Source organism: Bradyrhizobium sp. SZCCHNS30572, from assembly GCF_032484415.1.
GTDB lineage: Bacteria > Pseudomonadota > Alphaproteobacteria > Rhizobiales > Xanthobacteraceae > Bradyrhizobium.
Map to the genome: position 1 here is coordinate 668,626 of NZ_JAUESY010000001.1, position 23,444 is coordinate 692,069.

Here is a 23,444-nt window from a genome sequence, read left to right on the forward strand (position 1 = left end):
GGCCGCCCTGCGGGCGGCTGCTTTGCCAACCCTACGTGATGGCGACTACTCCGCCGCTTGCGCCGCCTTCAGCGTCGGATAGTCGGTGTAGCCCTTCTCGCCGCCGCCATAGAGGGTGGCGCGGTCGAGCTCGTTGAGCGGCGCGCTGACCTTGAGCCGCTCGACCAGATCCGGGTTGGCGATGAACGGCCGGCCGAAGGCGATCAGGTCGGCCGCGTTGGCATCGAGCTGTTTGTTCGCGAGCGCGAGGTCATAGCCGTTGTTGGCGATGTAGGTGCCCTTGAAGCGCTTGCGCAGCGACGCGTAGTCGAACGGCGCAACGTCGCGCGGGCCGCCGGTCGCCCCCTCGATCACGTGGATGTAGACCAGATTCAGCGCCGCGAGCCGGTCGACGATGTAGTCGAACAGCGCCTGCGGATTGGAATCCGAGATGTCGTTGGCCGGCGTCACCGGAGATAACCGAATGCCGGTCCTGTCGGCGCCGACCGCCTCCGACACGGCCTTGGCAACCTCGAGCATCAGCTTTGCGCGGTTCTCGATCGACCCGCCATAGGCGTCGGTGCGCTTGTTGGCGCCGTCCTTGGCGAACTGGTCGAGCAGATAGCCGTTGGCGCCATGGATCTCGACGCCGTCGAAGCCGGCCTCGATCGCATTCAGCGCGGCCTGCTTGAACGCCGCGACGATGCCGGGAATTTCCGCGAGCTCGAGCGCACGTGGCGTCGAGACGTCGGTGAACGCGCCGCCGACGAAGGTCTTGGTCTTGGCCGCGATCGCCGAGGGCGCGACCGGCGCACCGCCATTCGGCTGCAGCGAGACATGGGAGATACGGCCGACATGCCAGAGCTGGATGAAGATGCGCCCGCCCTTGGCATGCACCGCGTCGGTCACCTTGCGCCAGCCGGCGATCTGCTCCTTGGAATAGATGCCAGGCGTGTCCTGGTAGCCCTGGCCCTGCTGCGAGACCTGGCTGGCCTCGGAGATCAGGAGGCCGGCGGAGGCGCGCTGGCTGTAATATTCGGCCGTCAGCGGACCCGGCGCGAGGCCGTCCACCGCGCGGTTGCGGGTCAACGGCGCCATCACGACGCGATTGGCGAGGGTGACCGGACCGAGCTGATATGGCGCGAACAGTTTGGATGCACTCATCGGGATCTTTCCAGGAGAGGGGAGGGGGGTCATGGTGAGTTGTGCATTGCCGCGAACAGCGCAATGCCGCGAGGTATCCGTCCGGCGCAGACGTGCCGCGCGATGGAGCGGCCGCAACAGGCCATCCGTTGGATAGCCTGTTGCAATAGACGAAAGGGATCAGGCGACGCCCAGGAAGTCCCGCTTGCCGATTTCGACGCCGTTGTGGCGGAGGATGCCGTGGGCGATCGCGGCGTGGAAATAGAAGTTCGGAAACGAGACGCGGTTGACGAAGTCGTGCCCCTTCAGGGTCAGCGTGGTGTTGGGCCCGCTTGGAAAGGTGACGTCGCGGCTATCGGCCCCTTCGAACTGCGCCGGCTGGAACGTCTTCAGGTAATCGATGGTTCTGGCAAGCCGCTGGCGAAGCTCGGCGAACGTCGTCTCGGTGTCGGGCGTGCTCGGGACCTCGCTATGGGAAAGCCGCGCGCAGCCCTTGGCGGCGAAGTCGCAGGCGAGCTGGATCTGCTTGGAGAGCGGCAGCATGTCCGGATACAGCCGTGCGCCGAGCAGCACCTCGGGGGCGATCTTTTTGGCTTCGCAATGGGCCTCGGCCTTGCTGAGCAGGCCGGACAGGCTGCCGAGGATCTGGAGGTAGGCCGGCACGGTCGAATCGTAAAAGGACATGATGCTCTCTTTTGGCAGGAGACGTCGCGACGAAAGCGCGCGCCCTCGGAGATGGGGCGGCGTCCAAGAGAATGCAACTGCATCTTTCTGGTTTTTGCGGTCGCCGTGCATTCCAGTCGTTCACGCTGAGGTCACGGCGATTGTGGACGCGTCCCCTGGAGGATTTCCCCAAGCCGTGGCCGAAATGCCGGATCGAGGTCGTGGAGAACGACGAGCCTGGGTGGCCGAACAGGGGCAGGATGAAGATCGGCGCTACAAGCCAAATCGGGCTTCAATTGCCCGTCTGCTCGCGCTTTTGTCCTGAGCGATCATCTGGCCGTCCAATTCCGAGGTGATAAATTGGAATAGCGAAGAGCGGACGACACGGTCGCATGAAGTCGGACAATAAGTCATCTGCAATTGAGAGACGAGGAGCGCCGCGCGATGATGTCGGCTCACCTACCGTGTCGCTGTCGCTGAAGCCGGCGCCGCCTGCGCCCGCGGCGTGCCGCGCATGCGTACGAGCAGTTCCGCCGTTGGCCAGGAATCGGCCGGCAGCCCGAGCCGCACCTGCATCGTTTTGACCGCGATGCGGCTCTGCTGCCCCAGCACGCCATCGACCTTGCCGACGTCGAAGCCGGCCTTTACCAGGAGTTGCTGCAGCTCCTTGATCTCGTTGAACGGCAGTTGCGCGACCGGGCCGCTGGCTTTGCGCATCGGCGCCGCGCCGGCGATGCGGGTGGCGAGATAGGCGGCGGTGGTCGAATAGATCAGCGAATTGTTCCACTCGGTGTAGGCGGCGAAATTGGCATAGGCCAGGAACGCCGGGCCGTTGCGGCCCATCGGCAGCAGCACCGAGGCTTCGAGCGCATCGTTCGGCAGCGGCCGGCCGTCGGCATAGGTCACGCCGAGGCCGGCCCATTTGCTGCGCGGCGCCTTGACGGTGAGATCGGCCTGCTCCCACGGAAACGCCTGGGGCACGCGGATCTCCTCCAGCCACGGCTCGCCGCGGCGCCATTTCAGTCCGGTCGCGATGTAGTTCGCGGTCGAGCCGATCACGTCGGGCGCGCTGCGCAGGAGGTCGCGGCGGCCATCGCCGTCATAGTCGACGGCATAGGTGACGTAGTGGGTCGGCAGGAACTGCGTCTGACCGAGCTCGCCGGCCCAGGAGCCGATCATCTCCTCCGGCGCGAGATCGCCGCGGTCGATGACCTTCAGCGCGGCGATGGTCTCATTCTGGAAGCGCTCGCTGCGGCGGCAATCATAGGCCAGCGACACCAGCGACGGCAGCACCGGCAAATTGCCCATGTTGGCGCCGAAATCGCTCTCCAGGCCCCAGAACGCGGCGATGACCGCCGGGGGCACGCCATACTCCTTCTCAGCGCGCGCGAACGCTGCCGCATGCATCCGGATGTGCTGCTGGCCGTTCTGCATCCGGTAGGGCGCGGCCATCCGGCCGGCGAACTCGGTGAACAGTTGACCGAACACGCGCTGGCCGCGGTCGCGATTGACGATGCCCTGGTTGTAGGTGAGGTACGGCGAGGCGGCCGCGATCGCGCGCTGCGACACGCCTTCGGCAATGGCGCGTTGCTTCAGCTCGGCGAGAAACCGGTCGAAGCTCTGGCCGTTATGGCAGGCCGCGGCGCGCATCGATGGCGCCGGCTTCGGACGTGGTGCGGCCGCCTCCGGCGCCATTTGCGCCGCGGCGCTGACAACCAGCATGAACGAGGTTGCGAGCGCGCTGAAGGTGACGCGCAAGGCAGTCGAAGAGCTTCGCATCCGGTCTCACCGATGGCTGTCAGGTCGTTGTCCAGCCATCGATATCCGATGCGGGGGGCGGGAGGGAAGGGGGCAGGGGCGAATAGCGAATGGCGAATGGGAAACGGCGAGAACCCTATTCGCTACGCCCTATTCGCTACTCGCCCTTTCATCCCACCTTCGCCAGCGCCGCCTGGGCCTCGCTCTGGATCCGCTTGAGATGCTCGGCGTCGCGAAAACTCTCGGCATAGAGCTTGTTGACGTCCTCGGTGCCGGAGGGTCGCGCCGCGAACCAGCCGTAGTCGGTCTCGACCTTGATGCCGCCGAACGACTGGCCGTTGCCCGGAGCCTTCGTATGCACCATGCGAACGGGATCGCCGGCGAGCTCCTTCAGGTTCAGCATTTCCGGCGTCAGCGCCTTCAGCGCCGCCTTTGCCGGCGGGCTCGCCGGCACGTCGATGCGCTCATAGACCGGCGCGCCGAGCTCGGCCGTCAGCTCCTTGTAGAGCTCGCTCGGGTCACGGCCGCGCCTGGCCATGATCTCGGCCGCGAGCAGCCCGAGGATCAGGCCGTCCTTGTCGGTGGTCCACACCGTGCCGTCGCGCTTCAAAAACGAGGCGCCTGCGCTCTCCTCGCCGGCGAAGCCGAAGCTGCCGGAGCCGAGGCCCTCGACGAACCATTTGAAGCCGACGGGGGTTTCGACGAGCTTGCGGCCGAGCTTGCGCGCGACGCGGTCGATCATCGAGCTCGACACGATGGTCTTGCCGATCGCGGCATCGCTTCGCCAACCGGGCCGGTGAGCGAACAGGTAGGAGATCGCCGTCGCCAGATAGTGGTTGGGATTCATCAGCCCGCCCGAGCGGGTGACGATACCATGGCGGTCGGCGTCGGTGTCGTTGGCAAACGCGACGTCGAAGCGCTCGCGCATGCCGATCAGGCTCGCCATCGCGTAGGGCGAGGAGCAGTCCATGCGGATCTTGCCGTCCCAGTCCGCGGTCATGAAGCGGAAGGTGGGATCGACGACGTCGTTGACGATTTCAGCGTTGAGACCGTAGCGCTCGATGATCGGCGCCCAGTAGGCAATCGCCGCGCCGCCGAGCGGATCGATGCCGATCTTGATCCCGGCCGCCTTGACGGCGTCGAGATCGACGGTGTTGGCGAGATCGGCGACGTAGGGCGTGATGTAGTCGTAAGCGTGCAACGAGCCGCGCTGCTTGGCCTGGCTGTAGCTGATGCGCGATACGCCATCGAGGTCGTTGGCCAGATACACATTGGCCTGCCGCTCGATCTCGGCCGTCGCGTCCGTGTCGGCGGGGCCGCCGTGCGGCGGATTGTATTTGTAGCCGCCATCCTCCGGCGGATTGTGCGACGGCGTGATGACGACGCCGTCGGCGAGATGCGCCGTGCGGCCCTTGTTGTAGGAGATGATGGCGTGCGAGATCACCGGCGTCGGTGTGTAGCCGCCGTCCTTGTCGACCATCACCTCGACGCCATTGGCGCCGAACACTTCGAGCGCGCTGGCAAGCGCCGGCTCGGCCAGCGCGTGGGTGTCGATGCCGACGAAGAGGGGGCCGTCGAGGCCCTGCTGGCGGCGGTAGTCGCAGAGCGCCTGGCTGGTGGCGAGAATGTGGTTCTCGTTGAAGCCGGTCTTCAACGACGAGCCGCGATGCCCCGACGTGCCGAAAGCGACGCGCTGGGTCGGCTCGTGCGGGTCGGGCTTCAGCGCATAATAGGCCGTGATCAGCCGCGGAATGTTGGCGAGCGCGGCATTGGCGATCGGCTTGCCGGCTGCGGGGTCTGTCTTGGCCATGGAGCATCCTTCGCAAGTTCGAGAAACATCTGCGGCGGCGCTTCGTTCCGCCGCGGCGGGCGCAGGGAACGCGGGGCGCCGCGACGAACCTGCCGCAACATGGCGGCGCGCGGTGATCCGATCAACGGAATTCGTGCACGCCCCCCGCGGCGGCGTGAAGCCTATTTGATATCCGCTGAGGGAATGCCGGGTTCTCGCGGTCGAGGCCGGCCAATGTCGCCGCCTTGTGCGCGCGACATTAACCACGCCTCACTGAGTCCGCGTGCCGGGACCGGCGCTTAAGCCTGAGTTTAACGGATGGCCGTTGAAATAGCAGGCCGGAGCAGAGGCGCGTCTCGTGCGCGGGAGAGTCGTCAGGAGCGGAAAAGTGAGAGCGCTTTGTCTCGGCGCGTTGGCCGTCGTTTCAACCTTGGCCCTGGCCGGCTGCAGCCACCAGGTGACGCCGCAGGTGGCCTCGCCGTGCGTCGATCTGAGCGGAAGGCCCTGCGTGGACGGTCCCGTCGCCGACCAGTCGCTGCAATCATTGGAGCCTGCCGACACGATCCACAAGCCTGCAGCCGCGGTCGCGCGCCGCGCGGCTCTGCAGCACAAGCACGCCCGCGCCGCAAAGCGCCGGGTCAAGTCGCCAATCGTCACCGCCAAGACGATTGAAAAGCCGATTGAAAAGGCGATTGACAAACCGATCGAAAAGCCGCTCGCGGCACCGGCGCGCACGCCGCGGCCCGATCCGGTCGCGCCGGCTGACGGCGCGCCCGCGCCGGTGATCAAGACCCCCTCCGTCACGACGGATATGCCGAATCCGGCCAAGGTCCAGAGCGACGTCATGGTGGCTGCGGTGACGGTGGCGGCCGAGCTGGCCGAGCGGATGACCGCGCTGCGTGTCCCAGAGGGGCCCGCCGACAGTCATCTCGTCGCGGTGCTGCTGGCGCGTCCCACCGTGCGCGGATTGGGCGATCTCAGCGGCAAGGTGATCGCGATCGACGAGCGCTACGCCAAGTCCAACGCGAAGATCACCGCGGCCATGAATGCGGCCGGTGCGACGGAGGTGCTGCTGCTGGAAGGGCAGGCCACCGCGATCACCCGGTTGAACAATGGCGAGGTGAGCGCGGCCGTGGTGGCCCTGGTCTCGCCGGAGGCCGCGGAGGCGTTTCCGAAGGTCGCGGGCTTTCGCCTGTTCTCTGTCGTCCTGAAGCCGTAGCTTCAGGACGCTTGTCACAGGCCGGCTAGGTCGCGGCGGCGCTGCGCGACGGCCGCGGCAGCGCCGCGCCCTTCACGGCCGCGATTCCCCTGGGAAAGCCGCTGCGGTCGCTATAGAGGCGCTTGCGGCCGCGTCGCGGATCGTGCTGCCTCTTGACGTCCTGGGCGCACATGTAGTCCAGCGCCGTGATGCCTCCGACCATGACCAGCGCCGCCAGCACGCTGCCCGCGCGCGGATTGCTCGGCCTGAGCTCACCGGCCAGCGTCAGCATGTCCAGCCCGTCGCCGGCGACGCGGCTCAGCAGGCCGGCCCGCTTCTCCACCGACAGCGTGAGCACGCCGGCGAACAGCTCGCGCACGCCATAGGCCCGCACCAGTCCCTCGCGGCCCTCCATGCCGAGCGCATGCGTGACGCGGTGCGGCGCCAGCAGCTCCAGCGTGCCGAGCACGATGCTGAACCAGCCGAGCCCGCGGGCCAGACGATCGGCCGGCGTCAGCGAGCTGGGGCCGGTCGAGATGATCTTGGGGTCGCCCTTGGATCTCACGAGATTCGAGAAATGAAACATGCGATGCGATCCCTTATGGCTTCAGCACGACCTTGACGCAGCTGTCCTGCTTGTCGCGGAAGGCGCGGTACATCTCAGGTCCCTGCGCGAGCGGCACGGTGTGGGTGATGACGAAGGACGGGTCGATCTGGCCATCCTCGATGCGCTGCACGAGGTCGTCCGTCCAGCGGTTGACGTGGGTCTGGCCGGTGCGGATCGTCAGGCCCTTGTTCATCAGCGCGCCCATTGGCACCATGTCGGACAGCCCGCTGTAGACGCCGGGGATCGAGACGATGCCGCCGGGACGGCAGACATAGATGATCTCGCGCAGCACGTGCGGCCGGTCGTTCTCAAGCATGAACATCTGCTTGGCGCGATCGATCACGCTGTCGGGCTGCGCAAGGGTGACGTGGCTCTCGAAGCCGACGCAATCGATGCACTTCTCCGGGCCCTTGTTGTCGGTCAGCTCGTTCAGCCGCCCGACCACGCTCTCCTTGTCGAAATTGAGGGGGATGGCGCCGCCGGCCTCGGCCATCGCCAGCCGCTCCGGAATGCGGTCGATCGCAATCACCTGGGAGGCGCCGAGCAGGATGGCGCTGCGGATCGCCATCTGTCCCACCGGGCCGCAGCCCCACACAGCGACCGTATCGTCCGGCTCGATGTCGCATTGCGCGGCCGCCTGCCATCCGGTCGGGAAGATGTCGCTGAGAAACAGCGCCTGCTCGTCCGTCATGCCGTCGGGAACCTTGATGTGCGTGGCGTCGGCGAACGGCACGCGCAGGTATTCGGCCTGGCCTCCCGGATAGCCGCCGGTGAGATGCGTGTAGCCGAACAGGCCCGCGGTGGTGTGTCCGAACACCTTCTCGGCAAGATGTTTGTTGCGGTTGGTGGTCTCACAAACCGAGAAATTGCCGCGCCGGCACTGCTCGCATTCGCCGCAGATGATGGTGAAGGGCACGACGATGCGGTCGCCCTTCTTGAGCTTGCCGTTGACGCCGGAACCGACCTCGACGACCTCGCCCATGGTCTCGTGGCCCATGATATCGCCGGGCATCATCGCCGGGATGTAGTTGTGGAACAGATGCAGGTCGGAGCCGCAGATCGCGCAACTCGTCACCTTGATGATGGTATCCCGGTCATGCTCGATCTCGGGATCGCTGACGGTGTCGCAGCGAATGTCCTCTTTGCCATGCCAAACCAGCGCCTTCATACGGTCCTCCGGACAGAATGTTGCGGAGGCAAGTCGAAGGGCGCGGCGATGGTTGCTACCGAGCGCGGAATTTTCCGGAGTGGCGCGGCGTCCCGCGCTCGATGGCCGGCTCAGGCCTTCCGGGCGGCCTTCTTCGGCGCGGGCCTCGCAGGATCCCTCCTGGCAGCCTTGCCAGCCTGTTTGCCGCCTTGCGGCTTGGCCGCCGCACCGTCGGCCTTCTTCTCCGGCTGCTTGGTCTCCGGCTTCCTGGGCAGCTCCGCGGCGGCGGCCTGGCGCATCGCGCGGGCGTAGCTGTCGGCGACGTTGTCGGCGGAGATCAGGAGCCGTCGGGCGGCGGCATTGGCCTGCTCGACCGCCTCGCGGGCGAGCAGCTTGAAGCGCTCCTTGGCGTCCTTGTCCTTGGCCTTGACGGCCATGCCGTTGAAGCGGTCCTTGCGCTTCTTCGCCGCTGCCAGAATGGCCTTGTTCTGCTGCTTGGCCAGTTGCCGGATCACGGCATCAAGATCGGCATCCGCCATCGTCGTCCCCAACTCCCCCAGAGAATCAGCGCGCCCCGGCGCTGCAAACCGCGCGGACTATGCAATCGGTGCCGCCGCTTTGCAATCGGGGTACCAGAGGAGGGGTGCCGCGCCGATCAGGGGCGGCGGGCCGATGAGATCCGTCCGGCATTCGATGCCGGGGCCCGCCAAAAAAAGCGTCCGCATGGCGGTCATGTCGCTCCGAGTGGTGCAACGGCACCGCAGGAAGGCCGCTTACGACAATCGGAAACGCAACGTAACCAATTCTCGGCAATTCCATCAATTCCAATGCAACGCTTGATCCGCAACATTCCCGGCAACATCACCGTGTTCGTTGGAGTGTGGCCGTGCTGGCCGGAAATAGATACCTCAGGCTGCTGTCGCGGTTCCGTCGCGACCAGAGCGGCAACATCGCGATCATCTTCGCGCTTGCTTTGCTCCCGATCCTCGCCTTCGTCGGCTCGGCGATCGACTATTCGATGGCCGTGCGCGCCAAGGCGAAGCTGTCGGCTTCGATGGACGCCGCGATGCTGGCCGCGACCGGCTACACCGCCATGCGTGGCGCCGCGTCGGACGCCAAGACGGCGGCGACCAACATGTTCAACGGCCAGATGTCGGCGCACAATCTGGCGGCGGACTCGCTGAACATCGATATCAGCGATAGCGTCACCGCGCGGACCGTGACCGGCAGCGCCACCGTCGTGGTCAAGACGGCCTTCATGCACATGTTCGGCTACCCGACCATGACGGTCTCGGCCTCGTCGTCGGCTTCGGCCTCGTTCCCGACCTACATGGACTTTTACGTTCTGCTTGACAACTCGCCGTCGCAGGGTCTCGGCGCAACCACGGCCGACATGACGACGCTGCAGAATGCGACGTCCGACAAGTGCGCCTTCGCCTGCCACGACACCTATACGTCCAGCTCGAAGAAGACGCTGCAGACCAACAGCTATTATTCCATCGCCAAGAAGAAGGGCGTGACGATGCGCATCGACGTCGTCCGAAGCGCGACGCAGTCGCTCACGGACACGGCGACCGCCAGCCAGGTCGTCAGCAACCAGTACCGCATGGCGGTCTACAGCCTGGGCAGCGACTGCGGCTCGCTCGGCCTGACGACCATCGCCAGCCTGTCCTCGAGCATGTCCTCGGTGAAATCGTCGGTCGGTTCGCTCGACCTGATGACGATCCCCTACAGCGGCTACAACAACGACATGTGCAGCGATTTCGACGGCGCGATGTCCGCGATGAACGGCGTCATCCCGACCCAGGGCGACGGCTCGTCGACGAGCCCGCAGAAATGGCTGTTCTTCGTCTCCGACGGTGTCGCCGACTACTCCTATCCGACGACCTGCAGCAAGACCGTGCTCTCCGGTGGGCGCTGTCAGGAGCCGCTGAACACGACGACCTGCGATGCGTTGAAGGCTCGTGGCATCAAGATCGCCGTGCTCTACACCACCTATCTCGCGATCACCAACAACAGCTGGTACACGACCTATATCGCGCCATGGCGGGATTCGATCAGCGGCATCATGAAATCGTGCGCCAGCCCGGGCTACTACTACGAGGTCGATTCGAGCGGCAGCATCGGCGCAGCGCTTACCGCGCTGTTCCAGCAGGCGATCGCATCGGCGCATCTGACCAAATAGGGCAGGTCGTCCAGGCGCTCATGCGGGAAGTGCGACGAGCTGCTCCAGCGTCGCGCCATCCCTGAGCACGGCCAGGATCTCACGGCGCGACAGGAAGCGGATCGCCTGCGTGAACGAGCCGGCCCCCGCGATCCGCGCTTTGGCGGTGGCGAGATCGACGTCGATGTCGCCCGGCTCGCGACGCCGAGGCGGCGGCAGGGACGCAACGTGCTGGCGGCAGAGACCGGCGTTCTGGTGCAGTTCGACCAGCGCCGCCCGGCGATCCGGCCGCAGATTCTCCGCGAGCTGCTTGGCGCGGAACAGCACCGGCGGCGGAGCGCGATCCTCGGGCGTCGTGAACAGGCGCGCGCCGGTGCTGCGGCCGCCCGTGAGCAGACCGATCGGAATCGACAGCACGAGGCCGGCGATGACCGGCGACATCCAGGCCAGCAGGGGGACGGAGACAGCATAGGCGCTCGCCGCCATGACCAGGCCGCATACCGTCGGCAGCGCGAATTTGCGAAGGATCTCCTGCCGGCTCACGCCGCCGTCGCTGCGGCGCTGCACCTGCCAGCCGGCGTCGCGCCCCATCAGGATTTCGATCACGGCGATCGACTGGAAGATCATCATCGAAGGCGCGATCAGGGCCGCGAGCAGCGTTTCCGCCAGCACGGCGACGCAGAGGCGCAACCCGCCGCCAAAGCCTCGGCGTCGCGTCGGCGTGAACAACGTGACGAGGCAGGCGAGCAGCTTCGGCACCATGAGCAGGCCGAGCGTCGCCGCGAAGACCTGGGCGGCGAGCACCGGGTCCTGGGCCGGCCAGGTCGGAAACAGCGCAAAGCCCTTGGGGAAATATTCGGGCCTGACGAAGTTGGCCTGCAGCGAGATGAGGATGCCGAGCACGAGAAAGGCAAACCACAACGGCGCGGTGACATAGGCGCCGATGCCGATCAGCAGATGCAGCCGCGACACCCAGTGCAGGCCGCGCGCCGGCAGCACGGCGAGATGCTGCAGATTGCCCTGGCACCAGCGCCGGTCGCGCGCGGCATGATCGATCAGGGACGGCGGCACCTCCTCGAAGCTGCCGTCGAGATCGACCGTCATGTAGATTCCCCAGCCGGCGCGGCGCATCAGGGCGGCCTCGATGAAATCGTGGCTCAGGATATGTCCGCCGAACGGCTTGCGCCCGGGGAGCTCGGGCAGCGCCGCGTCTTGCGCGAAGGCCGCGACCCGGATGATCGCATTGTGGCCCCAGTAATTGCCTTCCGCGCCGTACCACCACGCATTGCCGGCCGCGATCATCGGGCCGTACAGCCGGCTCGCGAACTGCTGCAGCCGCGCGAACAGGCTGGTGCCGTTGACGATCACGGGCAGGGTCTGGATCAGCGCCGCCTGCGGCGCGTTCTCCATGGCATGGGCCAGCCGGACCACGGTCGCGCCGCTCATCAGGCTGTCGGCATCAAGAATGATCATATAGTCGTAGGCCGCGCCGAAGCGCTGCACCCAGTCGGCGATGTTGCCGGACTTGCGGGCGACATTGTCGGCCCGGTGGCGGTAGAACACCCGATCTGTGCCGCAGGATTGGCGCAGATCGACGAACGCAGCCTCTTCGCCGATCCAGATGTCGGGATCGGTGGTGTCGCTGAGCAGAAACCAGTCGAAGCGCTCGGCCTGTCCCGTCCCGGCGACCGATTCGATCATGGCGCGCAGCCGCACCATCACCGCGTCCGGATCCTCATTGTAGGTCGGCAGCAGCATGGCCGTGCGGCCGGACAAAGAGGGCAGGGGACCGTCGATGTCGATCGCGATCGTATCGCGCCGCCGCCCCAGCAGGGCGCAGAAGCCGGCCAGCGCGCAAACGAAGGCAAAGGCGATCCACGCGAGCAGGATCGAGAACAGCACGAGTACCATGCCTTCCAGCACGGTCACGCCACCGACCTCGACGACCTCGTACATCTTGTAGCAGCCCGCCAGCGTCAGCGCCGCGGTGCCGGCGAAGATGAGAGCGCGCCGGAATGCGATGCGGCCGCCGCTCGTGATGGCACGTCGGCCGGGCGCGGCATGATTGAGTGGCGACGGCACCATCGCGAGCGGCGCCTCGGCCGGGAGAAAGCTCGCGTCGCTAGCCTCATAGGTCGGACGCGGCTGCGCTGCGGTCATGGCGTCCATCGATAGACCCAGGTTTCGGATACGGGCTTGTCGTTGGCAACCAGTTCGGCCCTGAGCTCGACCGGCGCATCGCCGACCGCGCATTGGAAGCTGAGCCGCCAACCTTGCGTCTCCGGGTTCGGCTGCGCGACGATGTTCGTCACCTCGGATTTCGCCGCGCTGACCACGCCCTTGACGATGTTCGGATCGAGGCTCTTCAAGGCGTCGCCTTGGAGCTCGAGAACGAACAGCCGGCCTTCGCCGCGGGTGGCCACGCCAGTGCGCGTGAAGCGCGCCAGCGTATTCGGCTTCGGCACATCGGGCCCCCAGTGCAGGCGATAGGTCATGTTGTGCTCGCCCTTGGCCGCGAGCGGCGTCTTCGGCCGCCAGAAGGCGGCGATGTTGTCGTGGATTTCCTGGTTGGTGGGGATCTCGAACAGCACCACCGCGCCGTCACCCCAGTCGCCGATCGGCTCGATCCACAGGCTCGGCCGCCGTTCGAAATGCGATTCGAGATCCTGATAGGCGGTGTATGTCCGTTCCCGCTGCATCAGGCCGAAGCCGCGCGGATTGAGGTCGTTGAATACGCTGACCTGCAGGTCGCGCGGATTGCTGAGGGGGCGCCACAACTGCTCGCCCTTGCCGTTGAACATCGCAAGCCCGTCGGAATCGTGCACGGCGGGGCGGAAATCGTCGACGTCGTTGCGGTCGTTGGGTCCGAAGAAGAACATGCTGGTCATCGGCGCCAGTCCGGCGTGAGCGATCTCGACGCGCGGATACAGCGATGCCTCGACGTCGAATACGGTGGTCTCGCCAGGGCGGATCGTGAACCGGTAGGAGCCCGTCGCGCTCTTGCTGTCGAGCAGCGCATGCACCACCATTGCGGTGGCGCCTTGCGTCGGCTTCTCCAGCCAGAACGCCTTGAACACCGGAAACTCCTCGCCCTTGGCCTCGCCGGTGTCGATCGAGAGCCCGCGCGCCGACAGTCCGTAAATCTCACCCTTGGCGACGGCGCGAAAATAGCTCGCGCCGAGGAACACACAGACCTCGTCGTAGTAGTCCGGCCGGTTCATCGGCGCGTGGACGCGGAAGCCGGCAAAGCCGAGATCGGCCGCCGGGAAGGCCGGGACTTGCTGACCGAATGCAAAGTCCTCGGGTCGATAGGCCACGGGGCTGGCTTTGCCGTCCGCAACCTCATAGATCTCGACCCGGTCCTTGTAGATCGAGCCGCGATGGAAGAACTGCGCCTGGAACGGCAGGTTCTCACTGCGCCACAGCGCATGGTCCGGCAAGAACCGAATCGAGCGGTAGGCGTCGTAGTTCAGCTTCGCCAGCGCGTCCGGCAGCTTGTCATCCGGCGCAGCGTAGGGCTTGGCGGCGAGATTGCGCGCGAGGTCGCGCACATAGGCCGCATTGAACGGCTGCGCCGCAGGCGGCGCGGCTGATGCGCTCCGCGTCAAGGATGCGGCGACCGGGATCGCAGCCGCAGATTGAATGAACTGACGGCGATTCAACTTATTCTCGCTTTGCTGCATGGAACTGCGGAGCAACATTTCTGAAGGCGTCGGGTTCCATCGGGAAGCGCCGACATTTCAGCCCGCACAATCGATCGTCGTGTCCGAACGGCACATGAACGACGATCATGACGCCGCTAAGCGGTCGTTGCTCGCATGGCTCCATATTGGCAAAGGCGAGGGGGCGGGGGAGGCTTCAACGTCGGACGAGTCCGATCCGACCTGGTCGACGGTCGGTCGGCAAGGCGTCAGCCGATCTGGAACGCAACCATACGCGCAAGCCCGTCACTTCCGGACACTCCGCCGTCCCTTCAGGTGCGATGAGCCAGTCTCCCAAGCCGCTGCTCCCTTCGATCCTGTCGCAGCGATAGCCGGGATGGTTGCTAAGGCCACGGCCGATCAACACGTCGACCTTCCCTTCGACCAACTCATGCAAGCCGGCCGGCTGCACGACCCGCAATCCGATGTCTGGATGTGTGCCGCGGAAATGCTCCAGCGCGAGGCGACGCAAATCGAAGCCGTCGTGGACGCCCAGTTGCAGCAGCACCGCGCATCGGGGTTTGAGCTGCGAGGTCGCATCTGCGATGCGGCGAAAGCCGTCGGAGATCCCGACCAGATAGGACTGTCCCTCCGCCGTCAGGACGAGTTGCTTGTGCAGCCGCTCGAACAGACGCACCCCGACGCGCAGTTCGAGGGCCTTCACGTGCTGCCCGATAGCGGCGGGCGTCACATGCAGCTCGTGCGCAGCCAGCTTGAAGCTGAGATGTCTCGCCGCAGCTTCGAAGGCGCGGAGCGCGTTCAGGGGAGGGAGGCTGTAGGTCATCGTCAGGCACTCTGGCACGGCAGGCCCGAAGGCCTGCAATAGATTTTCTTTCGCTGAGCAGCAGAAACTCTGCTTTGAGGCGCGCGGATGATCGCGGGTAGGGTTGCTTGCTCAACATGCTGGCCGGACAGGCCCGGCAATGAAGGAGGTTCGATGTCCGATATCCATCTCTTCTACCAGACGCACATCGGTGCCATGCAAGACGCCATGCGCCAGCGCCTCGACCTTGCCGGTCCCTTCCTGAGCCAGCGGGCTGAGCTGTCTGACATCGATGCAATCAGGGCCGACGTCATGAAGGAGTTCGACGTCGTGCTCCACCAGCTTCCATATGTCGGAGGCGCCGCAAGCCGCATGACCGCGTTTTTCATGCAGCTCATCGGCTTCATGGCCATGAGCCGTGTGCTCCGGCGACACGGCTTGCCATCCGCCGTGATCGGCGACATCGAACGAGAGGTCCACAAGGCGCAGCTGTTCACGGAGCCCGAAGCGCAGCGTCTCGAAGCGGGCCGCCGATTCATGTCGCCCGAGAACCGGAGCTTCTTGCGCCAACAGGCGGCGTTGAGTACGTCGGAAAGCCATCGGCGCGAATTTCCTGACGACTTCGTCTACGATGTCGTCGAGCCCGGCCCGAGTGACACCTTCGAATTCGGCATCGACTACAAGGCTTGCGGCTTCTGCAAATTCGCCGCTCGTCATGGTGACAAGGACATCCTGCCGAACATCTGCGGGCTGGACGTCGACGCCTATGCGACGCGCGGCGTCCGGCTCGAGCGGACGCAGACGCTGGCCGGTGGCGCAAGCCACTGCAACTTCCGCTTCTCGCGGCTGGCCTCGGATTAGGTCGGTTCATTCTTTGGCAACGCGAGGTTCTTCCAAACGGAAGCTCTCTTAGCGATTGCAGTTCGTGGAGTGGGCAAAGGCGCGCATGCGGCGCTGTCTGCATCTTGCGCTGCTCTCTGCGCGCCCCGGAATGACGGAGGAGAGAGCCGTGGTCTCAAAGCTCCCTTGCATTGCTGAACGCGAACGAGCTGACGCGCCGCGTCGTCTCATCCAGGATCAGCGTCCGCGTGATCGGCGGCTCGGCGCGCTGGGCGCAGTTTTCGCGTTCGCAGAGCCGGCAGTTGACGCCGATCGGAGTGCCCTCGGCTTTCTCCAGATCCATGCCGGCGGCGTAGACGAGGCGCGACGCATGCCTGATCTCGCAGCCGAGGCCAATGGCGAAGCGTGGCTGCGGCAGCGGATGCGGCGCGACCGGGCGGCGGACCATCTGGGCGATAGAGAAATAGCGAGAACCATCGGGCAGCTCGATGATCTGCTTCAGGAGGCGGTCGGGTGTGTCGAAGGTCGAATGCACGTTCCACAGCGGGCAGGTGCCACCGAACTTGGAGAACGGGAAGGTGCCCGACGAGAAGCGCTTGGAGACGTTGCCGGCATTGTCGACGCGCAGCATGAAGAACGGGATGCCGCGGGCGTTCGGGCGCGACAGGGTCGTGAGGCGGTGGCAGACCTGTTCGAAGCCGGTGTTGAAGCGCTGCGCCAGCACGTTGATGTCGTAGCTCAGCGCCTCCGCAGCAGTGAGGAACGGCGCATAGGGCATCATGACGGCGGCGGCGAAGTAGCTCGCGAGCGTCATGCGGTAGAGCCGGCGCGCGGTGTCGTCGATGGCACCGGCACGGCCGATGATGAGCTCGAACTGCGGCAGGCACTCGGCCATGCCGAGCTGGACCGCGAGCTGGAAGGTGCGTCCGGGCCCGTCGACCAGTTCGGAGATCAGGAGCTGGCGGCGATGGCGGTCGTAGCGGCGCAAGGTCTCGCGCATGACGTCGACCGGCATCACCCGCGTCTGCACCGAATGCTTTTCGCGCAGACGGGCGGCGAGCGCCGCATAGAGCCCTTCGGCCGGCACGTCGAGCGCGTCACGCAGGCTTTCGGCCTGCTGCTCGAGCTCGGCGAAATAGTTGCGGTTGGCTTCGATCAGGTCGCGCACCCGCTCGATCGGGTTGGCCTCGAAACGGGCGCCCTCGTTGCGGTCGGCCATCTGCGCCGCCACCAGGGTCTCGCCGCGGCGCGCCTCGGTGTAGGCCGCGTACAGCCGCTGCAGCGCGTGGGTGACGCCGGGGCAGAGCTCGGCGAGATCGCGCAGCTCCTGCTTGGGCAGCTCGATCTGGCGGAACAGCGGATCGGAGAAGATCTCGTTGAGCTCGGCGAAGAAGCGGTCCTCGTCGGCGCTGGCCAGGTCGCGCAGGTCGAGGTCGTAGGTTTCGGCCAGCCGCAGCAGGATCTGGGCAGAGACCGGGCGCTGGTTGCGCTCGATCAGGTTGACATAGCTCGGCGAGATCCCGAGGCCCTCGGCGAGCTGGGTCTGCGACAGCCCCAATTGCTGGCGGATGCGCCTGAAGCGCGGGCCGACGAACAGCTTCTTTCCGGATTCGCCGGGCATCTTGATCTCCTGGGGGTAGCCGGCCGTGGATTGTGACAAATTTTACAAAATGACATTTGTGACAAGTGATGATGTTACATGACATCACCATTCGAAAACAAGGGCTCTATCCGAAACAGCCGGATTCGCGTTTATCTCCTGTCACGCAATTCGCAATGCACTGTCAAAGTTGTGACGGTTCAAGGAGAGTCTCATGAGCAGCAATTTCTGGGTGATCGGCGGCGAGTTCGGCTCGATGAATTTCCACAAGCTGGTGGAAGGCTCGGCCCAGGTGAAGGGTCCGTTCAAGTCGCGCAAGGAAGCCGAGGACTGCTGGCGCGAGGTGTCCGAGGAGAACCGCCACAAGGCTGGCGTCCGCTTCTCGATCGTCGAGGAGCCGCAGCGCGCTCCGGCGGCCTGACCGCCGATAAGGAATGCATTGCCGGGTATTTGAATAAGCTCGAGGAAGAGCCCAAGGACGGGGCGGTCTCAGCCGGGTCATTCCGGAGGGGGCCGCCCACGTCCGTTTGTGGTTACGACGGCGTGCTTATAACCCATTGAAGATGAAAGGGGATTGCAGAATACTGGGTTACTGCTAGGTTAACACGGTGGGAACCTGGCGAAACCAGGGCCGAACCGTGAAAGCGTGAGCGATGTCCGAGGCCGCCGATAGCAGCACAGACTCTCGCCCCGTGCGCCTGCGCGAAGCGCTGCGCCAGGCCCGGATCGAGGCCGCAGACCGAACAGGCGTGGTGGTCGACCTGCGCGACGCCGAGGTGGCGCGGCTGGAGATCCTCAACGATGCGCTCGACCCGCTGTTCGCGGAGATCCCGAGTCAGCTCGATCTGTTCGATCGCGGCATCAGCCAGGGTGAGACGCCGCGGCTGTGGATCGACGTCGTCGCCCATGTCGTGATGGGACGCGACAAGCGGCAGTACCGCTTTGTGCAGGACACCCGCAACGGCCGCATCGTGCTCGCCGAGTCGCACGACATCGCTGCGATCGTGAAAGCCGTCACCGACTACGTCGCCCGCCGCATGGTCGAGCGCGAGCGCGCCTTCAGCGTCGCGCGGGCTCAGGCGAGGACGATCGCCGAGGCGCCGCGCCGGCGCGGTGGGATCTGGCCGTTCGTGCTCGGCTTCGTGCTCGGCGCGCTGTCGCTGTTCGGGGTCGCATTCTATGCGAGCCTGCAGCAGATCTGACGGCCTGGCCGCGACTCAAAGCAGGCGGACCTCGCGGATCTCGCGCACGCGCAGCGCCTCGTTGACCGCGCGCACGGTCATGTCGCAGCGCCAGTGATTGCCGTCGCTGCTGATGGCAAACATGTTGTAGGCCGCGGCCGGATAGTGGCCATGTGCGATCGAGGAGGCCGAGGGCACGCCGACGACCGGGATCTTGCGCTCCGGGCCGTCGATCCAGATCGTCGAATGCACGTGGTCGTGGCCGTGCAGGATCAGCTCGACGCCGTGGCGGGCGAGCAGGCCGACCAGCTTCCCGGCGTCGGTCAGCCGCTTCATCCGGTGGGTCGAGCGCAGCGGATGATGCACCAGCAGCACGCGGAACAGCTGCTCGTGCGCCAGCGATTCGAGCATCTGCTCCAGCGCAGCGAGCTGTGCGCTGCCGAGCCGTCCCGTCGCCATGAACGGCGCCGAAGGCACGGCAGAGGACAGGCTGATCAGCGCGAGCGGCCCGCGCCGGCGCAGCGACGGAAACGTGGCCGGTCCCTCGGCATCGCCGCCGAAATAGTCGGCAAAGCTCTCGGCGAAGCGCAGCCGCGTGGAGCGCACATAGGCGTCGTGATTGCCGGGAATCGCGGTGACCCTGTCCGGCGGCCCCACGGTCCGCAGCCAGGCCTGGGCGATGGGGAATTCGGATTCCAGCGCGAAATTGACCAGATCGCCGGTGACGGCGATCTGGTCCGGCATCTGCGTGTGCAGGTCGGAGATCAGCAGATCGAGGATGTCGCGGCGATGGTACTTGTAGCGATTGCGCGTCCAGTTGAGATAGCCGAGCGCGCGCTTGCCGGCGAGCTCCGACAGGCGCGGCTTGTGCTGTGGCGCGAGATGCGGGTCGGACAGATGGGCGAGCGTGAAGGCAGCCATTATGCCCCTCGGTGCCGATGGCGGATGCAAGCGCGCCCAGATGTCATCTCGTGCTATCCCTCGTGGTGCCCGGCTCTCATGACAAGCCCTGCCAGCGAGCGCAAGAACAACCAGGACGACGACAGCGATGACGACATATCTGAGCCGGCTGCGGATCCGGCTCGAGCCCGCGCTCCGGCGCGGCTTCCACCTCTATTGGCGCTTCGCCCGCGGCATGACGCTCGGCGTCCGCGGCGTGGTGCTGGATGCCGAGAACCGCGTGTTCCTGGTCCGGCACGGCTATGTCTCGGGTTGGCACCTGCCGGGCGGCGGCGTCGAGGTCGGCGAGACGTTCATCGAGGCGCTGACGCGGGAGCTGTTCGAGGAGGGCCGGATCGCGCTGGAAGGCGAGCCAGAGCTGCACGGCATCTTCCTCAACGGCCACGTCTCGCCGCGCGACCACGTCGCCGTCTTCGTTATCAAAAGGTTCACGCAGGACCGGCCGCCGGAGCCGAACCTCGAGATCGTGGAGACCGGCTTCTTCGCCCGCGACGCGCTGCCGGAGGGAACCACGCTCGGCACGCTGTCCCGCCTGCGCGAGGTGCTAGACGGCGTTAAGATCATTCCCACCTGGCGGCCGGAACAGCACGTTGCCGCCGGATCATTATGAATTTCTGCACCGAATGAGGGCAGTCTCCCGTCCCGTGGGAGAGGGGTCGATGATATCACCTTCGATGCGGATCGCCGTGCTGGTGCCCTGCTACAATGAGGAGGCCGCGGTCGCCACCGTGGTCCGCGATTTCAAGCAGGCGCTGCCGACGGCCACCGTCTACGTCTACGACAACAATTCCAAGGACCGCACCATCGAGGTCGCGCGCGCGGCCGGCGCCGAGGTGCGCTCTGAGCGGCGGCAGGGCAAGGGTCACGTCGTCCGGCGCATGTTCGCCGATGTCGATGCTGACATCTACGTGCTGGTCGATGGTGACGCGACCTATGACGCGCCGAGCGCGCCCGGCATGGTTGCGCGTCTCGTGAGCGAGCGGCTCGACATGGTGGTGGGTCTGCGCGTCGACCAGGAGCAGGCCGCCTACCGCATGGGCCATCGCACCGGCAACTGGATGCTGACGAGCTTCCTCGCCGAGGTGTTCGGCCAGGCCTTCAAGGACATCCTGTCCGGCTACCGCGTATTCTCGCGCCGTTTCGTCAAATCCTTCCCGGTGCTCTCCGACGGCTTCGAGATCGAGACCGAGCTGACCGTGCATGCGCTGGAGCTGGCGCTGCCGGTCGCCGAGCTCGCGACGCCATACTACGCGCGGCCCGAAGGGTCCGTCTCCAAGCTCAACACCTGGCGCGACGGCTTCCGCATCCTCGGCACGATCCTGAAGCTCTATCGTTCGGAAAAGCCGCTGCGCTTCTTCAGCGCGATCGGCATCTTCCTCGCGCTGGTCTCGATCGGCTTCGCGATTCCCATCTTCGTCACCTATATCGAGACTGGACTGGTGCCGAGGCTGCCGACCGCCGTGTTGTCGATGGGCCTGATGATCATGGCGCTGCTGTCGGCCTCGTCGGGCCTGGTGCTCGACACCGTCACCCGCGGCCGCCGCGAGATGAAGCTGCTGGCCTACCTGTCACACGCCCCGATCGAGGGCTGATGCAGGCGGAAGCTTGTGTCCGTCCGCCGTTCCGGTCATGGTTCGGGCGTCAACGTCCTGAACGAGAACACCGCCTCCATGCCCATCCTCAACAGCATCGCCGCGCTCGCCGACGACATGGCCGCCTGGCGCCATGATTTCCATGAACATCCGGAGTTGATGTACGAGGTGCACCGCACCGCCGGCATCGTCGCCGAGCGCTTGCGCGAATTCGGTTGTGACGAGGTGGTGACGGGCATCGGGCGCACCGGCGTGGTCGGTGTCATCCGCGGCCGTCGGACCAGTTCAGGTCGCACCATCGGCCTGCGCGCCGACATGGACGCGCTGCCGATCGAGGAAGCCTCGGGCGTGCCCTATGCGTCGAAGACGCCGGGCCTGATGCATGCCTGCGGCCATGACGGCCATACCGCGATGCTGCTGGGTGCCGCCAAGCATCTCGCCGACACGCGCAATTTCGACGGCACCGCGATCGTGATCTTCCAGCCCGCCGAGGAGGGCGGCGCCGGCGGCAAGGCGATGGTGGACGATGGATTGATGACCCGCTGGGGCATCCAGGAGATCTACGGTCTGCACAATGCGCCGGGCGTGCCCGAAGGCGTGTTCGCGCTGCGGCCGGGTCCGATGCTGGCGTCATCGGACCAGCTCGAGATCACCGTCCGCGGCAAGGGCGGTCATGCCGGCGCCGGCGTTCACAAGGCGGTCGACAGCGTGCTGATCGCCGCGCACATCATCACGGCGCTGCAGTCGATCGTGTCGCGCAACGTCGATCCGATCAAGTCGGCGGTCATCTCGATCTGCGTCGTCGAGGCCGGCAAGGCGATGAACGTCATTCCGGAGACCGTCGAATTGAAGGGCACCGTGCGCACGCTCGATCCCGAGGTGCAGGACCTGGTGGAGCGCCGCATTGCCGAGGTCGCCGACGGCATCGCCCGCACCTATGGCGGTGAGGCGACGACGAAATACACGCGGCTCTACCCGATCACGATGAACCATGCGCGCGAGACCGGCGTCGCCGCTGACGTCGCCCGCGACGTTGTCGGCGCGGAGCGGGTGGTCGACAATGCGCCGCCGCTGATGGGGGCCGAGGATTTCGCCTTCATGCTGCAGGCCCGTCCCGGCGCCTTCGTCTTCCTCGGCATGGGCGACGGCAAGGACTGCCACCACCCGGCCTATCGCTTCAACGACAACATTCTCGGCCACGGCGCCTCCTATTGGGTGCGGCTGGTCGAGAAGACGATGCCGGCTGATTGATGCCGGCGGCGAGTCGCTAGCTGCGAGCCGTCGCCTGCAATGACCGTTGTCGCCACTGCCGCGGGCTGCAGCCGCTCCAGCGCGAGAACGCGCGGGAGAAGGCTGAGGCTTCGGAGTAGCCGAGCAGGAAGGCGACGTCCCCGAGCGGCAGATGCGCTTGGCGCAGATAGTGGCGGGCGAGGTCGAGCCGCGTCACCTCGACGAGGTCGGAGAAGGTGGCGCCGAACTCGGCAAGCCGGCGCTGCAACGTCCACGACGTGGTCGACAGCGCCTCGGCGACCTCCTCGAGATGAAGCGCGCCGGCCGACAACCGCCGCCGGATCTCGCCACGGACCAAATCGAGGAACGCGGGCGTGCCGCAGGAGCCGGCGACACCGGCAAGATCTGTCGTCAGCCGCTGCAGGCGCGACAGATTGGCCTGGGGCATCGCGCGGTCCAGGCCGCGGTCGCGAAACACCAGCGCATTGGTGCCTTGTGACCAGCCGACGTCGGCATCGAAGGCTGCCTCATGATCGCGCCAGGCGGCCGGCCGGGCATGTTCGAACAGCACCATGTCGGGCGCCCAGCCCGATGGCAGGCAGGCGCGGAAGACGTTCGCGAACATGCCCATGGTCAATTCGGCGTCCTGCCGGCGATCGACGATCGAGCCGTCGAGAATGCGATATTCCAGCCGGAGCAAACCGTCATGGCGCGTGAGACGGGTTTCGGTCGCCTGCTGATGCCAGGGAAACCACAGCGCAAGATGCTCGATCGCAGAGCCCAACGTCGGCGCCGCGAGTGCGATCTCGCCGATCAGGCCGAGCATCTGCGGCTGGTAGCGCTGGCCGAACCACAGTCCGAAATTGTCGTTGCCGGTCTCCTGCGCGGCATCTTCCATCATCGCGACGTAGTCGGCGAGGTCGAGCGCGCGGCGGGTCTGGCCGAGGCATTCGGCATCGATGCCCACCCGTTCGAACACCGCCTCGGGGCGGCCTCCCGTCAGGGCGATGAAATCGGCGACACCGGTCGCAGCAGCGGCCAGAATGTTCCGGCTGCGGTCGCGCGGATGCTGGTGTTCGGCTGCGGGAGGCTGTGCCATGAAATCCTCGCCTTTGAGGACGTACGCCGT

At 66.0% G+C, this 23,444-nt stretch carries 21 protein-coding genes; 8 read left to right on the forward strand and 13 right to left on the reverse strand.

The window, feature by feature from the left end; all coding sequences use genetic code 11:
* Positions 1-45 precede the first annotated feature (45 nt).
* The 4 genes from QX048_RS03035 to pgm all read right to left on the reverse strand — a co-directional run bounded on the left by QX048_RS03035 (position 46) and on the right by pgm (position 5,353).
* Positions 46-1,143, reverse strand: coding sequence for an alkene reductase (locus QX048_RS03035; RefSeq protein WP_315827002.1), 1,098 nt, complete (start codon positions 1,141-1,143; stop codon positions 46-48).
* A gap of 159 nt (positions 1,144-1,302) precedes the next feature.
* The gene (locus QX048_RS03040; RefSeq protein WP_315827001.1) at positions 1,303-1,806 is read right to left on the reverse strand and encodes a DUF1993 domain-containing protein; all 504 of its coding nucleotides are present in this window, start codon (positions 1,804-1,806) and stop codon (positions 1,303-1,305) included.
* Positions 1,807-2,244: 438 nt separating this feature from the next.
* Positions 2,245-3,480, reverse strand: a complete 1,236-nt coding sequence (locus QX048_RS03045) for a lytic murein transglycosylase (protein ID WP_315827133.1) — start codon at positions 3,478-3,480, stop codon at positions 2,245-2,247.
* A 232-nt stretch (positions 3,481-3,712) separates the two neighbouring features.
* Positions 3,713-5,353: a phosphoglucomutase (alpha-D-glucose-1,6-bisphosphate-dependent) gene (gene pgm, locus QX048_RS03050; RefSeq protein ID WP_315717325.1), complete on the reverse strand. Its 1,641-nt coding sequence runs from the start codon at positions 5,351-5,353 to the stop codon at positions 3,713-3,715.
* 367 nt (positions 5,354-5,720) lie between these two features.
* On the opposite strand from pgm, the gene QX048_RS03055 reads away from it, so the two are divergent.
* On the forward strand, positions 5,721-6,551 hold the full coding sequence (locus QX048_RS03055; protein WP_315827000.1) for a hypothetical protein: 831 nt from the start codon (positions 5,721-5,723) through the stop codon (positions 6,549-6,551).
* Between the two features lie 25 nt (positions 6,552-6,576).
* On the opposite strand, the gene QX048_RS03060 is transcribed toward QX048_RS03055, so the two are convergent.
* The 3 genes from QX048_RS03060 to QX048_RS03070 form a co-directional block, all read right to left on the reverse strand.
* Positions 6,577-7,116, reverse strand: coding sequence for a hypothetical protein (locus QX048_RS03060; RefSeq protein ID WP_315826999.1), 540 nt, complete (start codon positions 7,114-7,116; stop codon positions 6,577-6,579).
* Positions 7,117-7,129: 13 nt separating this feature from the next.
* On the reverse strand, positions 7,130-8,305 hold the full coding sequence (locus QX048_RS03065; RefSeq protein ID WP_315826998.1) for a zinc-dependent alcohol dehydrogenase: 1,176 nt from the start codon (positions 8,303-8,305) through the stop codon (positions 7,130-7,132).
* 110 nt (positions 8,306-8,415) lie between these two features.
* On the reverse strand, positions 8,416-8,823 hold the full coding sequence (locus QX048_RS03070; RefSeq protein WP_315717321.1) for a hypothetical protein: 408 nt from the start codon (positions 8,821-8,823) through the stop codon (positions 8,416-8,418).
* Between the two features lie 347 nt (positions 8,824-9,170).
* Between QX048_RS03070 and QX048_RS03075 the strand changes: the two genes are divergently transcribed.
* Positions 9,171-10,469 (forward strand): TadE/TadG family type IV pilus assembly protein, encoded by a 1,299-nt coding sequence (locus QX048_RS03075; RefSeq protein WP_315717320.1) that lies wholly within the window; start codon positions 9,171-9,173, stop codon positions 10,467-10,469.
* An 18-nt stretch (positions 10,470-10,487) separates the two neighbouring features.
* Here the strand turns inward: QX048_RS03075 and mdoH are convergent, their stop codons facing one another.
* The 3 genes from mdoH to QX048_RS03090 form a co-directional block, all read right to left on the reverse strand.
* Positions 10,488-12,617 (reverse strand): glucans biosynthesis glucosyltransferase MdoH, encoded by a 2,130-nt coding sequence (gene mdoH, locus QX048_RS03080; protein WP_316200702.1) that lies wholly within the window; start codon positions 12,615-12,617, stop codon positions 10,488-10,490.
* A complete protein-coding gene (locus QX048_RS03085) occupies positions 12,605-14,110 on the reverse strand; it encodes a glucan biosynthesis protein G (RefSeq protein ID WP_316167427.1) in 1,506 nt (501 codons plus the stop codon). The genes mdoH and QX048_RS03085 overlap by 13 nt, the downstream gene beginning before the upstream one ends.
* Before the next feature lie 196 nt (positions 14,111-14,306).
* Entirely contained in the window at positions 14,307-14,933 is a 627-nt protein-coding gene (locus QX048_RS03090) for a LysR family transcriptional regulator (RefSeq protein ID WP_316200701.1), read from the reverse strand.
* Positions 14,934-15,086: 153 nt separating this feature from the next.
* Here QX048_RS03090 and QX048_RS03095 point away from each other — a divergent pair, with 153 nt between their 5' ends.
* Positions 15,087-15,773 carry an L-2-amino-thiazoline-4-carboxylic acid hydrolase gene (locus QX048_RS03095; RefSeq protein ID WP_316200700.1) on the forward strand — a complete coding sequence of 229 codons (687 nt, stop codon included), beginning with the start codon at positions 15,087-15,089 and terminating at the stop codon, positions 15,771-15,773.
* A 154-nt stretch (positions 15,774-15,927) separates the two neighbouring features.
* Here the strand turns inward: QX048_RS03095 and QX048_RS03100 are convergent, their stop codons facing one another.
* Positions 15,928-17,373 (reverse strand): short-chain fatty acyl-CoA regulator family protein, encoded by a 1,446-nt coding sequence (locus QX048_RS03100; protein ID WP_316193433.1) that lies wholly within the window; start codon positions 17,371-17,373, stop codon positions 15,928-15,930.
* A 193-nt stretch (positions 17,374-17,566) separates the two neighbouring features.
* Here QX048_RS03100 and QX048_RS03105 point away from each other — a divergent pair, with 193 nt between their 5' ends.
* Entirely contained in the window at positions 17,567-17,773 is a 207-nt protein-coding gene (locus QX048_RS03105; protein WP_315717315.1) for a hypothetical protein, read from the forward strand.
* Between the two features lie 232 nt (positions 17,774-18,005).
* A complete protein-coding gene (locus QX048_RS03110; protein WP_315717314.1) occupies positions 18,006-18,554 on the forward strand; it encodes a hypothetical protein in 549 nt (182 codons plus the stop codon).
* 15 nt (positions 18,555-18,569) lie between these two features.
* Here the strand turns inward: QX048_RS03110 and QX048_RS03115 are convergent, their stop codons facing one another.
* Positions 18,570-19,454: a metallophosphoesterase gene (locus QX048_RS03115; protein ID WP_315826996.1), complete on the reverse strand. Its 885-nt coding sequence runs from the start codon at positions 19,452-19,454 to the stop codon at positions 18,570-18,572.
* 127 nt (positions 19,455-19,581) lie between these two features.
* Between QX048_RS03115 and QX048_RS03120 the strand changes: the two genes are divergently transcribed.
* The 3 genes from QX048_RS03120 (at position 19,582) to QX048_RS03130 (ending at position 22,336) form a co-directional block, all read left to right on the forward strand.
* Entirely contained in the window at positions 19,582-20,103 is a 522-nt protein-coding gene (locus tag QX048_RS03120; protein WP_315717312.1) for an NUDIX domain-containing protein, read from the forward strand.
* A gap of 49 nt (positions 20,104-20,152) precedes the next feature.
* Positions 20,153-21,085, forward strand: a complete 933-nt coding sequence (locus tag QX048_RS03125; protein ID WP_315717311.1) for a glycosyltransferase family 2 protein — start codon at positions 20,153-20,155, stop codon at positions 21,083-21,085.
* A 78-nt stretch (positions 21,086-21,163) separates the two neighbouring features.
* Positions 21,164-22,336 (forward strand): M20 aminoacylase family protein, encoded by a 1,173-nt coding sequence (locus tag QX048_RS03130; RefSeq protein WP_315826995.1) that lies wholly within the window; start codon positions 21,164-21,166, stop codon positions 22,334-22,336.
* A gap of 16 nt (positions 22,337-22,352) precedes the next feature.
* Here QX048_RS03130 and QX048_RS03135 read toward each other — a convergent pair whose 3' ends face one another.
* Positions 22,353-23,414 (reverse strand): AraC family transcriptional regulator, encoded by a 1,062-nt coding sequence (locus tag QX048_RS03135; protein ID WP_315717308.1) that lies wholly within the window; start codon positions 23,412-23,414, stop codon positions 22,353-22,355.
* Positions 23,415-23,444: the final 30 nt, after the last annotated feature.

Bases quoted from the DNA above. Each gene is read 5' to 3' on its own strand.
- QX048_RS03035 (WP_315827002.1), bottom strand. From the start codon at position 1,143: ATGAGTGCATCCAAACTGTTCGCGCCATATCAGCTCGGTCCGGTCACC.
- QX048_RS03040 (WP_315827001.1), bottom strand. From the start codon at position 1,806: ATGTCCTTTTACGATTCGACCGTGCCGGCCTACCTCCAGATCCTCGGC.
- QX048_RS03045 (WP_315827133.1), bottom strand. From the start codon at position 3,480: ATGGCGCCGGAGGCGGCCGCACCACGTCCGAAGCCGGCGCCATCGATG.
- pgm (WP_315717325.1), bottom strand. From the start codon at position 5,353: ATGGCCAAGACAGACCCCGCAGCCGGCAAGCCGATCGCCAATGCCGCG.
- QX048_RS03060 (WP_315826999.1), bottom strand. From the start codon at position 7,116: ATGTTTCATTTCTCGAATCTCGTGAGATCCAAGGGCGACCCCAAGATC.
- QX048_RS03065 (WP_315826998.1), bottom strand. From the start codon at position 8,305: ATGAAGGCGCTGGTTTGGCATGGCAAAGAGGACATTCGCTGCGACACC.
- QX048_RS03070 (WP_315717321.1), bottom strand. From the start codon at position 8,823: ATGGCGGATGCCGATCTTGATGCCGTGATCCGGCAACTGGCCAAGCAG.
- mdoH (WP_316200702.1), bottom strand. From the start codon at position 12,617: ATGGACGCCATGACCGCAGCGCAGCCGCGTCCGACCTATGAGGCTAGC.
- QX048_RS03090 (WP_316200701.1), bottom strand. From the start codon at position 14,933: ATGACCTACAGCCTCCCTCCCCTGAACGCGCTCCGCGCCTTCGAAGCT.
- QX048_RS03095 (WP_316200700.1), top strand. From the start codon at position 15,087: ATGTCCGATATCCATCTCTTCTACCAGACGCACATCGGTGCCATGCAA.
- QX048_RS03100 (WP_316193433.1), bottom strand. From the start codon at position 17,373: ATGCCCGGCGAATCCGGAAAGAAGCTGTTCGTCGGCCCGCGCTTCAGG.
- QX048_RS03105 (WP_315717315.1), top strand. From the start codon at position 17,567: ATGAGCAGCAATTTCTGGGTGATCGGCGGCGAGTTCGGCTCGATGAAT.
- QX048_RS03110 (WP_315717314.1), top strand. From the start codon at position 18,006: ATGTCCGAGGCCGCCGATAGCAGCACAGACTCTCGCCCCGTGCGCCTG.
- QX048_RS03115 (WP_315826996.1), bottom strand. From the start codon at position 19,454: ATGGCTGCCTTCACGCTCGCCCATCTGTCCGACCCGCATCTCGCGCCA.
- QX048_RS03120 (WP_315717312.1), top strand. From the start codon at position 19,582: ATGACGACATATCTGAGCCGGCTGCGGATCCGGCTCGAGCCCGCGCTC.
- QX048_RS03125 (WP_315717311.1), top strand. From the start codon at position 20,153: ATGATATCACCTTCGATGCGGATCGCCGTGCTGGTGCCCTGCTACAAT.
- QX048_RS03130 (WP_315826995.1), top strand. From the start codon at position 21,164: ATGCCCATCCTCAACAGCATCGCCGCGCTCGCCGACGACATGGCCGCC.
- QX048_RS03135 (WP_315717308.1), bottom strand. From the start codon at position 23,414: ATGGCACAGCCTCCCGCAGCCGAACACCAGCATCCGCGCGACCGCAGC.